This is a genomic window from Streptomyces sp. NPDC085524, assembly GCF_044541755.1.
Classification (GTDB): Bacteria; Actinomycetota; Actinomycetes; order Streptomycetales; family Streptomycetaceae; genus Streptomyces.
Map to the genome: position 1 here is coordinate 32,566 of NZ_JBITTH010000025.1, position 14,524 is coordinate 47,089.

At 71.6% G+C, this 14,524-nt stretch carries 11 protein-coding genes and 1 pseudogene; 2 read left to right on the forward strand and 10 right to left on the reverse strand.

Annotated features, from left to right (window positions below; genetic code table 11):
• Positions 1-2 precede the first annotated feature (2 nt).
• The 9 genes and pseudogenes from ACIGFK_RS31480 to ACIGFK_RS31520 form a co-directional block, all read right to left on the reverse strand.
• Entirely contained in the window at positions 3-1,268 is a 1,266-nt protein-coding gene (locus ACIGFK_RS31480; RefSeq protein ID WP_376657565.1) for an ABC transporter permease, read from the reverse strand.
• On the reverse strand, positions 1,265-2,380 hold the full coding sequence (locus ACIGFK_RS31485) for an ABC transporter permease (RefSeq protein WP_376657566.1): 1,116 nt from the start codon (positions 2,378-2,380) through the stop codon (positions 1,265-1,267). Before ACIGFK_RS31485 ends, ACIGFK_RS31480 begins: the two co-directional genes overlap by 4 nt.
• Positions 2,377-3,981 (reverse strand): ABC transporter ATP-binding protein, encoded by a 1,605-nt coding sequence (locus tag ACIGFK_RS31490; protein WP_376657579.1) that lies wholly within the window; start codon positions 3,979-3,981, stop codon positions 2,377-2,379. Before ACIGFK_RS31490 ends, ACIGFK_RS31485 begins: the two co-directional genes overlap by 4 nt.
• Positions 3,982-4,196: 215 nt before the next feature.
• A complete protein-coding gene (locus ACIGFK_RS31495; protein ID WP_376657567.1) occupies positions 4,197-5,252 on the reverse strand; it encodes a BMP family protein in 1,056 nt (351 codons plus the stop codon).
• Positions 5,253-5,504: 252 nt separating this feature from the next.
• Entirely contained in the window at positions 5,505-6,788 is a 1,284-nt protein-coding gene (locus ACIGFK_RS31500) for an amidohydrolase (protein ID WP_376657580.1), read from the reverse strand.
• 137 nt (positions 6,789-6,925) lie between these two features.
• Complete coding sequence (locus ACIGFK_RS31505; protein ID WP_376657568.1) at positions 6,926-8,161, reverse strand: hypothetical protein; 1,236 nt, start codon at positions 8,159-8,161, stop codon at positions 6,926-6,928.
• A 49-nt stretch (positions 8,162-8,210) separates the two neighbouring features.
• A complete protein-coding gene (locus ACIGFK_RS31510; RefSeq protein WP_376657581.1) occupies positions 8,211-9,122 on the reverse strand; it encodes an N-acetylneuraminate synthase family protein in 912 nt (303 codons plus the stop codon).
• Positions 9,123-9,515: 393 nt separating this feature from the next.
• A pseudogene (locus tag ACIGFK_RS31515) lies at positions 9,516-9,884 on the reverse strand (cytidylyltransferase domain-containing protein); the annotation flags it as partial.
• Positions 9,881-11,281: a DUF6716 putative glycosyltransferase gene (locus ACIGFK_RS31520; RefSeq protein ID WP_376657569.1), complete on the reverse strand. Its 1,401-nt coding sequence runs from the start codon at positions 11,279-11,281 to the stop codon at positions 9,881-9,883. The pseudogene ACIGFK_RS31515 and the gene ACIGFK_RS31520, both read right to left, overlap by 4 nt.
• A 176-nt stretch (positions 11,282-11,457) precedes the next feature.
• On the opposite strand from ACIGFK_RS31520, the gene ACIGFK_RS31525 reads away from it, so the two are divergent.
• Both ACIGFK_RS31525 and ACIGFK_RS31530 read left to right on the forward strand, forming a co-directional pair.
• Positions 11,458-12,438, forward strand: a complete 981-nt coding sequence (locus tag ACIGFK_RS31525) for a glycosyltransferase family 2 protein (RefSeq protein ID WP_376657570.1) — start codon at positions 11,458-11,460, stop codon at positions 12,436-12,438.
• Positions 12,438-13,772 carry a polysialyltransferase family glycosyltransferase gene (locus ACIGFK_RS31530; RefSeq protein ID WP_376657571.1) on the forward strand — a complete coding sequence of 445 codons (1,335 nt, stop codon included), beginning with the start codon at positions 12,438-12,440 and terminating at the stop codon, positions 13,770-13,772. Before ACIGFK_RS31525 ends, ACIGFK_RS31530 begins: the two co-directional genes overlap by 1 nt.
• A 57-nt stretch (positions 13,773-13,829) precedes the next feature.
• Here ACIGFK_RS31530 and leuE read toward each other — a convergent pair whose 3' ends face one another.
• Positions 13,830-14,480 (reverse strand): leucine efflux protein LeuE, encoded by a 651-nt coding sequence (gene leuE, locus ACIGFK_RS31535; protein ID WP_376657572.1) that lies wholly within the window; start codon positions 14,478-14,480, stop codon positions 13,830-13,832.
• Positions 14,481-14,524 lie beyond the last annotated feature (44 nt).

Here is a 14,524-nt window from a genome sequence, read left to right on the forward strand (position 1 = left end):
CGTCACTTGCCCTCGCCCTTGCGGTACGGCATGCCGTCCGCCTTGGGCATCCGCAGGCGCTGCGAGGACAGCGCGAGGACCAGCAGCGTGGTCACGTACGGGGCCGCGTCCACGAACTGGCTGGGCACCTGGTCGGTCAGCGCGTACCAGGCGGACAGCCCGCCCGCGCAGGCCAGCGCGATGGCGGCCTGGAAGTGCTTGCGCTTGTAGAGCTGCCAGACGCAGACCAGCACCAGCACGATCGCGAGGAGCAGCAGCATCGCGTGGACGTTGGTGGCGCCACCGCGCAGCTTGAGGCCGTCGATGTAGCCGAACATGCCCGCGCCCAGCGCCATGCCGCCCGGCATCCAGTTACCGAAGATCATCGCGGCGAGGCCGATGTAGCCGCGGCCGCCGGTCTGGCCCTCCTGGTAGATCGGGCTGGCGACGATCGACAGGAACGCGCCGCCGAGACCGGCGAGGCCGCCGGAGACGATCACGGCGATGTACTTGTACTTGTAGACGTTGACGCCGAGGGACTCCGCGGCGGTGGGGTTCTCACCGCAGGAGCGCAGCCGCAGGCCGAAGGCGGTGCGCCACAGGACCCACCAGGTGCCCGGGATCAGCAGCAGGGCGACGACGGTCAGCAGCGACAGCTCGGTGACCAGGCCGCCGATGACGCCGGCGAGGTCCGAGACGAAGAACCAGTGCTTGGCCTGGAGCTCGGCCATCCAGTCGGACAGCCCCGGCACCGTGATCTTGTAGATCGGCTCGACCTGCGGCGACTGCTTCGAGGAGCCGCCCGGCATCTCGTCGAAGGTGAAGTTCGACAGGTACTGGGTGAAGCCCAGCGCCAGGATGTTGACCGCCACACCGGAGACGATGTGGTTGACGTTGAAGGTGACCGTCATGATCGCGTGCAGCAGGCCGCCGATGGCGCCGCCGACGATGCCGGCGACGACACCCGTCCACGGGCCCCACTGGAAGCCGGCCCAGGCACCGAACCAGGTGCCGAGGATCATCATGCCTTCGAGGCCGATGTTGACGACGCCCGCCCGCTCGGCCCACAGACCGCCGAGGCCGGCGAGGCCGATCGGCACGGCGAGCGAGAGGGCGCCGGAGACCTGGCCGACGGAGGTCAGGTCGTTCGCGCCGCTGATCACGCGGACCAGCGAGACCAGTGCGAGGCCGCCCGCGATGATCAGCATGATCCACGGGAGGGTGAGCTTCTTGCGGCCCGCCGACTTCTTCGGGGCGGCGGCCGTCGCGGAAACGGTGCTGGTGCTCACGCCGCGACCTCCTTCTCGGTCTTGATGGCGTGGCCCGCGGCCAGTTCCTCGCCGACCTTCTGCTGCTGGCGGCGGATGCCGTATCGGCGGATGAGCTCGTACGAGACGACGACCGCGATGACGATCAGGCCCTTCATGATCGTGCCGATCTCCTTCGCGTACCCGGCCTGGTCGAGCGAGGCCGAGGCCTTGTCGATGAAGGCCATCAGGAACGCGGCGAAGAAGATGCCGACCGGGTTGTTGCGGCCGAGCAGCGCGATGGTGATGCCGGTGAAGCCGACACCGGTCGGGAAGGCCAGGTTGTACGTGTGCGTCTCGCCCAGCAGCTGCGGCATGCCCGCGAGGCCGGCGACCGCGCCGGAGATGAGCATCGCGGTGATGATCATCTTCTTGGCGTCGACGCCCGAGGCCTGCGCGGCGGACTCGCTGGCGCCGGTGGCGCGCAGGTCGAAGCCGAAGCGGGTCCGGTTGAGCGTGAACCAGTACACGATGCCGAGGGCGAAGGCCACGAACGTGAAGCCGTAGATCTCCAGCCCGTCGCCGAGGGACACGGCCGGGAACCAGCCGGACTCGGCGATGTCGCCGGTCGTCAGGTCGTTGGAGCCCTCGAGCTGGACGCCGAGGTTCTTCGTCAGCATCAGCCACGCGATCAGGGCGGTCGCGATGGCGTTCAGCATGATCGTGGAGACGACCTCGCTCACGCCCCGCTTGGCCTTGAGGACACCGGCGATGCCGGACCAGAAGGCACCGACGAGCATCGCCACGAGGACGATCAGCAGCAGGTGCAGCGGACCCGGCAGGGTCACGGCCGCACCGACCACGGCGGACAGCATCGCCGCGAGGCGGTACTGGCCGTCGACGCCGATGTTGAAGAGGTTCATCCGGAAGCCGATGGCCACGGCCATGGCCGCCAGGTAGTACGTGCCGGCCTGGTTCACGATGAGGACCTGGACGTCCTCGTAACCGGCGTTCTCCACCATCAGGCGCAGCGGCTCGATCGGGTCGATGCCCGTCGCGGCCAGCACGATCATGGTCAGCAGGAAGGCGCTGACCAGCGCCAGCACCGGTCCGGCGATGCCGAGGATCAGCCGGTCCTTGTCGAATTTCTTCATCGGGCCTCGTCCTCCGGTGCATCGGTACCGGCCTCGGTACCGGCGGCGGAGTGGTTGTCGGTTGCTTCCAGGTGCCCGGACGCGGCGCCCGTCATGGCGGTGCCGAGGGCCTCCGGGGTGACGGTCGCCGGGTCGGCCTCCGCCACCAGGCGGCCGCGGTAGATCACCCGCAGGGTGTCGGAGAGGCCGATGAGCTCGTCCAGGTCCGCGGAGATCAGCAGGACGGCCAGGCCCTCGCGGCGGGCCTCGCGGATCGCGTCCCAGATCTGCGCCTGCGCGCCGACGTCCACACCGCGGGTGGGGTGGGCGGCGATCAGGAACTTCGGGTTGTGGCTCATCTCGCGGCCGACGATCAGCTTCTGCTGGTTGCCGCCGGAGAGCGAGGCCGCGGTCACGTCGATGCCCGGCGTGCGGACGTCGTACTCGACGACGATGCGCGCGGTGTCCTTGCGGGCGGCCTTCGTGTCGAGGATGCCGCGCTTGGAGTTGGGCGCCTCGGTGACGTGGCCGAGGATGCGGTTCTCCCACAGCGGGGCGTCCAGCAGCAGGCCGTGGCGGTGTCGGTCCTCGGGGATGTAGCCGATGCCGTCCACCCGGCGCTTGCGCGTCGGGGAGGTGGAGATGTCGGTGCCGTCCAGCGTGATCGTGCCGCCGTCCGGGATGCTCATGCCCATGAGGGCCTCGATGAGCTCCGTCTGGCCGTTGCCCTCGACGCCGGCGATGCCGAGCACCTCACCCTTGTGGATGGTGAAGTCGATGCCGGCGAGCACCTCGCGGACGACGCCGTCCGGGTCGGTGGCGGCCAGCCGCAGGCCGTCGACCTCGAGCATCGGCGTGGTGGTCACCGTGGACTCGCGGGTCTCGGGCGAGGGGAGCTCGGAGCCGACCATCAGCTCGGCGAGCTGCTTGGTGGTGGCGGTCTTCGGGTCGGCGGTGCCGACCGTGGTGCCGCGCCGGATGACGGTGATGTCGTCGGCGACCTTCAGCACCTCGCCCAGCTTGTGCGAGATGAAGATGACGGTCAGGCCTTCGGCCTTGAGCTCGCGCAGGTTGTCGAAGAGCGCGTCCACTTCCTGGGGCACGAGCACGGCGGTCGGCTCGTCGAGGATGAGGATCTTGGCGCCGCGGTAGAGGACCTTGAGGATCTCCACGCGCTGCCGGTCGGCCACGCCGAGGTCCTCGACCAGGGCGTCGGGGCGCACGCCGAGGCCGTACGCGTCCGAGATCTCCTTGATCTTCTTACGGGCCTTGGCGCCGATGCCGTACAGCTTCTCGCCGCCGAGGACCACGTTCTCCAGGACGGTGAGGTTGTCGGCGAGCATGAAGTGCTGGTGCACCATGCCGATGCCGCGGGCGATGGCCTCGCCGGGGCTGGCGAAGGCGACCTGCTCCCCGTCGATGGCGATGGTGCCCTCGTCCGGCTTCTGCATGCCGTAGAGGATCTTCATCAGGGTCGACTTGCCGGCGCCGTTCTCGCCGATCAAGGCATGGACCGTGCCCTTGCGGACGGTGATCGCGATGTCCTTGTTGGCGACGACGCCGGGGAAGCGCTTGGTGATGCCGTGCAGTTCTACGGCGGGGGGCGGGCTGGACGCGTTGATGACGCACTCTCCTTGGCGCGGAAGGAGCGGAAGGCAGGGGGACAGGGCGGGGAGTGAAAGTATCGCGTCCACGATGCTTCTACGCGCGTAGCACTGTCAGAAGTGAAAACTTGCGGCCAACTGGCCACGAGCCCCACAGAACGCGGCTCGGGGCCCGGGAGCGGATGAGACCACTGCCCGGACCCCGGAGACGCGACTACATGTCAGGAACGGCCTTACGGGGCGGTCTTGACGTTGATCTTCTTGGCGATGATGTCGGCCTTGGCCTTCTCCACCGCGGCGACGACGTCCGTCATCTCCTTGTACTTCGGGTTGGAGTCGGCCAGGCCGACGCCGTCCTTGTCCAGGCCGTAGCGGATCTCACCGGTGGTCGGCTTGCCGTCCTTGACCGACTTGATCAGGTTGTAGACGGAGTCCGAGACGTCCTTGGTGACCGAGGTCAGGATGGCGTCCTTGTACTTCGCCAGACCGGCCTGGTTGTACTGGTCGGAGTCGACGCCGATGGCCCACTTGCCCTTGGCCGAAGCGGCCTCGATGGCACCGGAACCCGCGAGACCGGCGGCGGCGTAGACCACGTCGGCGCCCGCGTCGATCTGACCCTGCGCGGCGGCCTTGCCCAGGTCGGGCTTCGAGAAGCCATCGAAGTTCGGCGGCTGGGTCAGGTACTGGACCAGGACCTTGGCGTTCGGGTTGGTGTCCTTGACGCCCTGCGCGAAGCCGGCCTCGAACTTCTTGATCAGCGGAACCTCGACACCGCCGATGAAGCCGACCGTGCCGGTCTTGGACGCCTTGGCGGCGGCGACGCCGGCCAGGTAGGAGCCCTGCTCCTCGTTGAAGACCATGTTGGCGACGTTCGGGCCGGTCACCGAGGTGTCGTCGATGATGCCGAACGTGGTGTTCGGGAACTTCGGCGCGACCTTCTTGATGGCCGGGGCGTAGGAGAAGCCGACGCCGATGACCGGGTTGTTGCCCTTGCGGGCCAGCTCGGTCAGGCGCTGGACCTTGTCGGCCTCGCCCTCGCCGTCGGTGGGCTCGGCCTCGGAGGTGTTGACCTTGAGGTCGGTCTTCGCCTTCTCCATGCCGGCGTAGGCGGCGTCGTTGAACGACTGGTCGCCGCGGCCGCCGATGTCGTACGCGATCGCGACGCTCTCGGCCTTGGAGGTGCTGTCGGCGGAGGTGTCAGACGACTTCTTACCGCCACAGGCGGTGGCCGAGAGGGCCAGCGCCGCGGACGCGATGCCCACGGTGGCGATCCTGGTGATCCGGCGCAAGGGGAGGCTCCTTAAAAACCTGACCGAAGCGCCACGACCGGCGCTGGTTTCGCGGCGATCGTAACGCGCGTAGATGTCAGTTAAAGGCCCGTTCATGAGTCGTTATCGGATCGTCGCGAATCAGACAGTGACCGATCGGTAACGAGTCACACGCCCAACCCTTGTGTACCAAGGGCTGGACGCGTCCCCCGGGAGGCTCGCCGATGGGGTAGGAATTTCGGTTCGGCCCGGCCCGGATCCGGGCCTCACCGGCTACCTCGCGCGTCGGCCGTCGAGCAGGGCGGCGGCCGTGAAGAACTCGACGCCGACCGCGATCGCGGACTCGTCCACGTCGAAATCGCCCCGGTGCAGGTCCCGCTTGGCGAGGTCGCCGGGGGTACGGACCCCCAGCCGGGCCATCGCGCCGGGGACGTGCTCCAGGTACCAGGAGAAGTCCTCCCCGCCCAGGCTCTGCTCGGTGTCCTCGACCGACTCGGCGCCGCGGCGGGCCGCCATCGACTCGCGGAGCAGTTCGGTGACCACGGGGTCGTTGACCACGGGCGGCACCCCGCGCACGTGGTTGATCTCGAACTTCGCCCCGTGCATCGTCGCGACCTCGTCGATCGCCGCGTGGATCATGTCCGGGGCTTCGTGCCAGGCGGCGAGGTCGAGGCACCGCACGGTTCCGGAGAGCTCGGCGTGCATCGGGACGACGTTGCAGGCGTGCCCGGCCTCGATCCGGCCCCAGGTGACGGACATGCCCGAGCGGGCGTCCATACGGCGGGCCAGCAGCGCCGGCACGTCGACGGCCACGCGGGCGGCGGCCGTCACCAGGTCGGTGGTCAGGTGCGGGCGGGCGGTGTGCCCGCCGGGGCCGGAGAGGGCGACCTCCAGCCGGTCGCAGGCCGAGGTGATCGGTCCGGGCCGCAGCCCGATCTTCCCCGCGTCGACCCGGGGGTCGCAGTGCACGGCGATGATCTTGCCGACGCCGTCCAGCACCCCCGAGTCGATGGCATCGGTGGCCCCGCCCGGGAGCACCTCCTCGGCGGGCTGGAAGAGCAGCCGCACGGGGCGGGGCAGGAGGCCCTGGCGGTCGAGCTCGGCGAGGACCAGGCCGGCACCGAGGACCACGGCCGTGTGCACGTCGTGGCCGCAGGCGTGGGCGCGGTCCGGGAAGGTCGAGCGGTACGAGACGTGCGTCTTCGCATCCGGGATGGGCAGGGCGTCGATGTCCGCGCGCAGCGCCAGCATGGGGCGCACTCCGCCCGCCCGTCGCCCGCCACCACCCTCGAACGAGCTTCGCGCCCCATTTTCTTCGGTGCCGACGTCACAGATGAGGCCCGTGCCGGACTTCAGTACCCGTGGTCGCAGGCCGGCTTTCTCCAGTCGGGCCTTGATGGCGGCCGTGGTCCGGAATTCCTGGTGCCCGAGCTCGGGATGCATGTGCAAGTCCCGGCGGAAGGCGATCAGTTCGGCACGCAGGTGGTCCGGAAGCTTGCCGGGCAGCTCGGACCGGTCGGACACGGCGGGCTGGGCGGTCTGGGACTCGCGGGACATCAACTGGTTCACCCGTTGAAGCCTAGGCGCACGGATAGGTCAACTGACTGGGGATCCACAAAAGTTCATGCCGTTAGGGGAAAGATTCCCGGCCTCTGGACGCATGACCGGGTCGGCCCGCGGGTAGACTCACGCGCTCATCCGGCCGCGGGTGCCGCCTGAGCAGGAAGTCTGTGGACGTCGCGGGCCGTGTCGGTGACTCCCGCGAGGAATCCGCGGGCCCGGGGCGAAGCGGCGGCGGTCAGCCAGTCCGGGTCCACATCGCATACGGCCACGGTGACTCCGGTGCCGGCCAGGGCGTAGGGCAGCGTGTGCACGACCGTGGACGGGAAGCTGGCGACGGTCCGGCCGACGGGACCGCGCCGGGCGATCAGCTCCAGCGGCAGGTCCGGCCGTACGATCTCCAGCCCGGTCGCCTCGCTCAGCGCGCGCAGCTTCTCGGCGGACTCCCGGCGGTGGGCGAAGTAGCGGGTGGCACCGTGCTCGCGGGTCAGGGCGCGCACGGCGTCCAGGTAGCGGTCCGGGTCCACCACGCCGGTCTCCACCAGGGAGGTGCCGACCAGGTCGGTGCCCTTGGTCAGGCGCGGCGGGCCGAACCGGGCGCGGGTCCAGGCGAAGTCGTTGAGCCGCAGGGTCATGCCGCCGTGCGGGGTGACGGGCATCGAGCTGAACACCTCGACGGTGCGGCCGCTGCCCGCGGCCGGTGTGAAGCGGCGCCGCGCGGTCGCCGAGACCGGCGCGTACGCCAGCTCGCGCACGCGGGCCGGCAGCCCTCCGCCGCCGACGCGGTGCCAGCGTACGAGGCGTTCGCCGCGGGCGGTCTGGGCGACGAACTCCATGGTGGCGGTGCCGTCGTCGACCACCACGAGCTCTTCGGCCCGTACGAGGGTGAGCAGCAGCTGCACGTAGCGCGAGAAGGGGTCGCCGACGACGACGGTGCGGGCGGCGCGGACGTCGCGGGCCAGCGCCGCGAGTGCCTTGAAGGGTGCGAGACGGCCGCCGCGCGCCTCCTGCCAGCGGACCTCGTGCCCCTCGTCCCGGGCCAGCGCCGCCATCCGGCGCAACTGGCCGCGGGACATGGGGTCGGTGGGCGGCAGGACGACGATCCGCGTTCGCGCTGCGCCGGCTGCACGCGGATCGGGCCCGGCTGCGGCGGCAGCGCCGTGCGGGACGCCGGCCGCGCCGCGCGGGACGGCGGACCCGGCATCGGGTCCGCCCTGCGGTGTCCGCGCGCTCCGCGCCTGGCGGGGGACGCCGTCGAGCAGCGGTCGTCCGTCCGCCGGGACGGTGCTGCGCGCATGGGCCCACTCCAGCACGTTCAGCAGCTGGACCGGGCTCTCGACGAACGCCAGGGTGGAGGCGGAACGGGGCACGGCGTACTCCTCGTCAGGGGACGGAACCTCATCGCGGCGGAACCGGGGGTCAGGCGGTGACCAGGTCTCCCTGGACGCGGCGGAGCTTCTTCATGGGCCCGAGCTCGGACTCGTAGACGCGCTTGACGCCGTCCCCGAGGGCGGTCTCGATGGTGCGGATGTCGCGGACCAGGCGGGTGAGGCCGCCGGGCTCCACGGAGGCGGCCTGGTCGGAGCCCCACATCGCGCGGTCGAGGGTGATGTGGCGCTCGATGAAGGTGGCGCCGAGGGCGACGGCGGCCAGCGTGGTCTGCAGGCCCGTCTCGTGGCCGGAGTAGCCGATCGGGACGTTGGGGTACTCCTCGCGCAGGGTGTTGATCACCCGCAGGTTGAGCTCTTCCGCCTTGGCCGGGTACGTGGAAGTGGCGTGGCAGAGCAGGATGTTGTCGCTGCCGAGCACCTCGACCGCGTGCCGGATCTGCTTCGGGGTGGACATGCCGGTCGACAGGACGATCGTGCGGCCGGTGGCGCGCAGGGAGCGCAGCAGTTCGTCGTCGGTGAGGGAGGCGGAGGCCACCTTGTGGGCGGGGACGTCGAACTTCTCCAGGAAGGCGACGGCCTCGGTGTCCCACGGGGAGGCGAACCAGTCGATGCCGCGCTTGGCGCAGTGCTCGTCGATGGCGCGGTACTCGGTCTCCCCGAACTCGACCTTGTGGCGGTAGTCGATGTACGTCATCCGGCCCCAGGGGGTGTCGCGCTCGATGTCCCACTGGTCGCGCGGGGTGCAGATCTCCGGGGTGCGCTTCTGGAACTTGACGGCGTCGCAGCCGGCTTCGGCGGCGGCGTCGATGAGGGCGAAGGCGTTGCCGAGGTCGCCGTTGTGGTTGATGCCGATCTCGCCGACGACGTAGACCGGGCGGCCGGGGCCGGCGGTGCGCGGTCCGAAGGTGCGGTGGCGGGGGTCGGCGGGGGTGGAGGTCATGGCAGGAGGCGTCCTTCGGTGCGGGGATGTCCGGTGCGGGGGCGTGTGCTGGAGGGGTGTGCGCTGCGGGTCGGGTCGTTCGCCGTCGAACAGGGGGGCGAGGAGGCGGGCGCGGGCCAGGTCGTGCGGGTCGTCGATCTCCAGGACCCGGGCCGGGTCGGTGGCGACGGGCACGGTCCGGCCGAAGAAGCGGTGGCGGGCGGCACGGAAGCCGGCGGCGTCCATCGCGTAGGCGGCGCCGGTCTCCAGCAGGTCCTGGGGGCGGTCCTGGCGGCGGGGGCGGTACGCCTCGTCGTGGTTGACGCCGGCCGCGGAGCCGTCGGCGTCCGCACGCCACAGGAAGCCGTGGAAGGGGGCCGCGGTCAGGGCCGAGTCGGCGGCTCCCGTGGCCACGGCCGCGGCGACGGACTCCACCTCCCCGGGGGTCAGGAAGGGGCTGGTGCACTGGACGAGGAGGACCACGTCCACGGTGAGGGAGTGCAGTTCCTCGAAGGATTCGAGGGCGTGCAGGACGGCGGCCTCGCTGCTCGCGGTGTCGCCGGAGATCGCGGTGGGGCGGGCGATGACGTCGGCGCCGGCCGCGCGGGCGGCGGCGGCGATCGACTCGGAGTCGGTGGAGACGACCACGTCGGTGACGGTGGGCGCGGAGCGGCAGGCGTGCACGGCGCGGGCCACGAGCGGCACCCCGCCGACGGGGGCGGTGTTCTTCCCGGGGACCCCCTTGGAGCCGCCTCGGGCCGGGATCACGGCGAGGACCCTCACAGCTCCCCCAGCCGCCGGATCACCGGGGCCACACGCTGCACCCCGTGCCGGTACGCCCCGCGGGCGGCCTCGCGCAGGTGCGAGCGGACCCAGCGGCGCAGCCGGGACTCCCCCGCCGCCTCCCGCACCGCGCCGGGCAGCGGTGTGCCGTCGGGCCCGAGGTGCTGCCGCGCGAGGATCCCGGGCAGGTATCCGGGGGCGGTCTCGAGCGTGTAGTACGGCGCGGGGGACGGCAGCACCGGCTCGGCCAGCAGCGCCCCGAGCCTCGCCCGCGCGCCGGCGTAGGCGTCCCCGCCCGAGGCCCGGGCGGCGTCGGTCGGCGCGGCCGAGGCCCGCGCGGTCGGCGCGGCCGGGTCGGCAGGGGGCTGCCCTGGGAGCGCCGGCGCAGCCGAATGGCGGACTCCCTGCGCCTGCAGCCAGTCCGGGTCCCCTTGCGGGAGCAGGCCGGCGTCGAGCTGGTCCCACGAGGCCAGGCAGCCCGAGCCGAGGAAGTGGTGGTTGCCGAGGGCCTCGCGGATGCCGAGGTCGGTGAGGACGGCCGTGGGGATGCCCCGGTGCAGGGATTCGAGGGCGGCGGTGGAGGAGACGGTGACCAGCAGGTCGGTGCCGTCCAGGACCTCGCCCATGTTCCCGTAGACCAGGCGGCAGTTGGCCGGCAGCCCGCCGGGGATCCGCTCCGCGAGGCGCTGGTACGGCTGCTCCTCGAGGTGCGTGGTGTGCTCCCCGGGCTTGCTGCGGAGTTTGATCAGCACCTCGCGGCCGGGGTGCAGCCGCGCGTGCCCGGCCGCCCGTTCCAGCAGGTACGCGCGGTCGGCGCGGCTGTCGGGCACGGAGGGCTGCACGGCGAAGACCACCGTGCGGGCCCGGCTCCCGGCCTGCTCGTACGGGGCTCCGCCGAGGAACGGCAGCACGGTCTCGGTGACGGCGGCGGCGTCCGCGCCGACCCCTTCGTACACGGCGCGGAACCGCTCGGCGTCGTGGCGGGAGTTGGCGAGTACGAGGTCCGCCCCGTGCCGCAGCAGCAGCCCGTCGGCGAGCTTCTCGTACACGACGCCCACGTACCCGGTGACGAACACGGGCCGCCGCGCCGGGTCCGGCCACAGGGCGCGGGCCCCGTGCAGGACGGCCTGGACGGCCCCGCCGACGAGGGCGAGTACGACCACGTCGTGCCGCTCGCGCCCGATTTCGGCGAGGAATCCGGCGCAGGTCACCTCGGACAGCCGGTCGGCCCGCACTCCCACCTCTCCGAGCTGGCGCGCGGTGGGCGTGGCCCGGCCGCGCAGCAGGTATCCGGTGAGGTCGTGGTCGTCGGGGACGAGACGGCGGGCGGTGAGCGCACCCCATTTCCATCGCGTATCGGAATCGGCCAGTACGGCGACGCGTTTGCGGATCGACACGCCGCAGAAGCTATTCCGCGAATTGATTGATCGGCCCAACGAGCGCACAACAGCGGGTTAACAACGCGTCGATTGAATGCGAAACCGGACGGGTTAACACGCCTGCCGTGCGTCGTTCACATGGAATACGCATCGGGGCCATGATGAATGCCGGGCGCCACTCTAATGTCTCGCGGGTGCCCAAGCTCTCTGTTGTCGTGCCGTTCTACAACGTGCAGACATACGCACCGGATGCCCTGAAAAGCCTCGCCCTCAACGCCCGGGGCGACTTCGAGTTCGTGCTGGTCGACGACTGCTCCACGGACGGGACCCCCGGTCTGCTGGAGCGGGCGGCGCGCGAGCTGCCCGGGGCGGTGCACCTCAGACACGAGCGGAACGGCGGCCTGGCGACGGCGCGCAACACCGGGCTGGACGCGGCCCGTGGCGAGTACCTCGCCTTCCTCGACGGGGACGACTGGCTGGCACCCGGCCACCTGGCCCGGATGCTGGCCGCCATCGAGGCTCTGAGCTGCGATTTCATCCGTACCGACCATGTGAAGGTCACCGGCCGGGCGCGCAGCGTGCAGCGGGTCCCGTACGGGCCGCAGGGGGTCGTCGCCGATCCGCGGACCGCGATCCTGCCCGCCGACCGGGCCACCTCGGTGGACTATCCGTACGCCTGGGCCGGCCTGTACCACCGGCGGCTGCTGGACAGCGGCCTGCTGCGTTTCACCGACGGGCTGCGGACGGCGGAGGACCGGCCGTGGATCTGGCGGCTGCACCGGGAGGCGGAGTCCTTCGCCGCGGTGGGGCTGCCGGGGATCTTCTACCGGCGCGGAGTTCCCACCTCGCTCACGCAGATCGGGGACGAACGGCAGCTCGATTTCATCAAGGCATTCGACGAGGTCCTCACCGGGGTGCACGGCGACCGCGAATCCGGGATTTTGCTGCCGAAAGCCGTACGAACATATTGCGCCATTATCGCGCACCATTTCGGTTCCATTGAGAGGTTCGAACCGGCCGTGGCCAGGAAACTCCGCGCGATGAGCGCGGCCGCGCTCGCACGCATGCCCCAGGACGTACTGGACCGGGTGCTCGACTCGATGGACGCCGAACGCGCCGGCGTCCTGCGCCGCGTGCGCGGCGGCCGCCGCACCCCGTCGGGGGCGACCGCCTGATGCCCACGCAGATCTTCCTCGCCTCCACCCTCTACGGCGCGGCCACGCTCGCCGCGGGCGTCGACGCCGGCTCCTTCCCGCCCGCCGGCCGGCGGATCCTGCTGACCAGCAACCACGCGGTCGCCGCCGAGGTCACCCCCGGGGTCGCCGACATGCCGGGCTTCGCCGCCCTGCGCTCCCGGTTCGACGAGGTGCTCGACTGGAACCGCGTCGTCGAACCGCAGCACCCGAGCACCTGGGCCCCGCGCGCGGAGGACGTCCCGCTGTGGGAGCGGCAGCTGCGCGCCCTGTGGGGGCTGGGCGAGGACCGCGTCGAACTGATCGTGGAATCCCTCCAGGTGCCGCCCGCGCAGACGCTGTGCCGGCTCTTCCCCGGGGCGGCCGTCGACGTCTACGCCGACGGTCTGATGAGTTACGGGCCCACCCGCTTCCGGCTCGACCCGCAGCTCGGGATGCGCGTCCGGCGGGTGCTGCACCTGGACCTCGTACCGGGGCTGGAGCCGCTGCTGCTGACGGAGTTCGGGGCCCGGGCCGAACTGGTGCCGACGGAGGCCTTCCACAAGGTCATGGCCGAACTGGCCGGGTCGGCCGAGCCTGCGGAAGCTGCCGGGGAAGCCCCCGCCCTGCTCCTGGGCCAGTACCTCTCCGCGCTCGACCTGATGAGCCCGGACGAGGAGGAGGAGCTGCACGTCTCGATGGTCCGGGGCGCGCACGCGCTGGGCCACACCGAGCTCGTGTTCAAGCCGCACCCCGGCGCCCCGGCCGCCTACTCGCGCCGCGCGGAGGCGGAGGCCGAGCGGCTCGGCGCGCGGATCACCGTGATCGGCACCCCGGTCCTGGCCGAGGCCCTCTACCAGCGGCTGCGCCCGGCGCTGGTCGTCGGCTGCTTCTCCACCGGGCTCCTGACCGCCGCCACGCTGTACGGGCTCCCGGTGGCCCGGACCGGCACGGACGCCGTCCTGGCCCGCCTGACCCCGTACCCGAACAGCAACCGCGTCCCGCTCGCGCTGGTGGACGCCCTGCTCCCCGACCTCGCGGACGCCGGTGCGGTGCGGTCCTGGACCTTCCCCGCCCCCGAGCGGGTGCGGGAGGAGACGGCGGGGCTGCTCACGGCCGTCGGCTTCACGATGCAGCCCCAGATGCTCGCCGGGCGCCGGGCCGACGCCGAGGCCTACCTGGCCCGGCACCTGACCCCGCGCACCCGGCGCTACTTCACCCGGCGCCGGCTGACCGGCCTGGGCCTGCCGGGCGGCGTCCCCGCCCGGCTGTCGTTCCTGCCGCGGAGCCGGGTGGTGCGGCGCGTGGCCCGCCGGCTGCGGCGCGCCCTCGGCTGAGGGCCTCGGCCGACGGACCTCGGCCGGCAAGCCCCGCCCGGCGCCCCTCGGCCGGCCTCAGCTGACGGCGAGCTTGGCCGCGAAGCCGAGGAACAGCACGCCCGCCGCCGAGGTGGCCCCGGCCGACAGCCGCTTGCGGCGGCGGAAGGCGTCCGAGAGGCGGGTGCCGCCGAATATCAGCAGCGTCAGGTACAGGAAGCTGCCGGTCTGCAGCAGACCGCCCAGCAGCAGGAACGAGAGCGCCGGGTAGCCGTAGGACGGGTCCACGAACTGCACGAAGAAGGACATCAGGAAGAGGATGGCCTTCGGGTTGAGCAGGCTGATCAGCAGCGCCCGCCGATAGGGCCGCTCGTGCTCGCCCGCCTCGGCGGGGGCCTCCTCCAGCACCGCGGCCCGCTCCCGGCGGGTGCGCCACAGCGCCCAGGCGCCGCGCATCATGCCCACGGCCAGCCAGGCCAGGTACCCGGCGCCGAGGAACTTCACCACGGTGAACACCAGCGGGCTCGCCTTGAGCAGCGCCCCGGCGCCCAGGGCCGTCAGCAGCATCAGCACGGCGTCGCCGGTGAACACCCCGGCTGCGGCCTTGTACCCGGTGCGGACGCCGCGGCGGGCGGCCACGGACAGCACGTAGAGCGAGTTCGGGCCCGGCAGCAGAATGATCAGTACCAGGCCGGCGAGATAAGTCGGAAGATCTGTCACACCCAGCATGGGCAGGAGTGTCCCATAGGGACGCACCTGTCGGTCCACTGTGT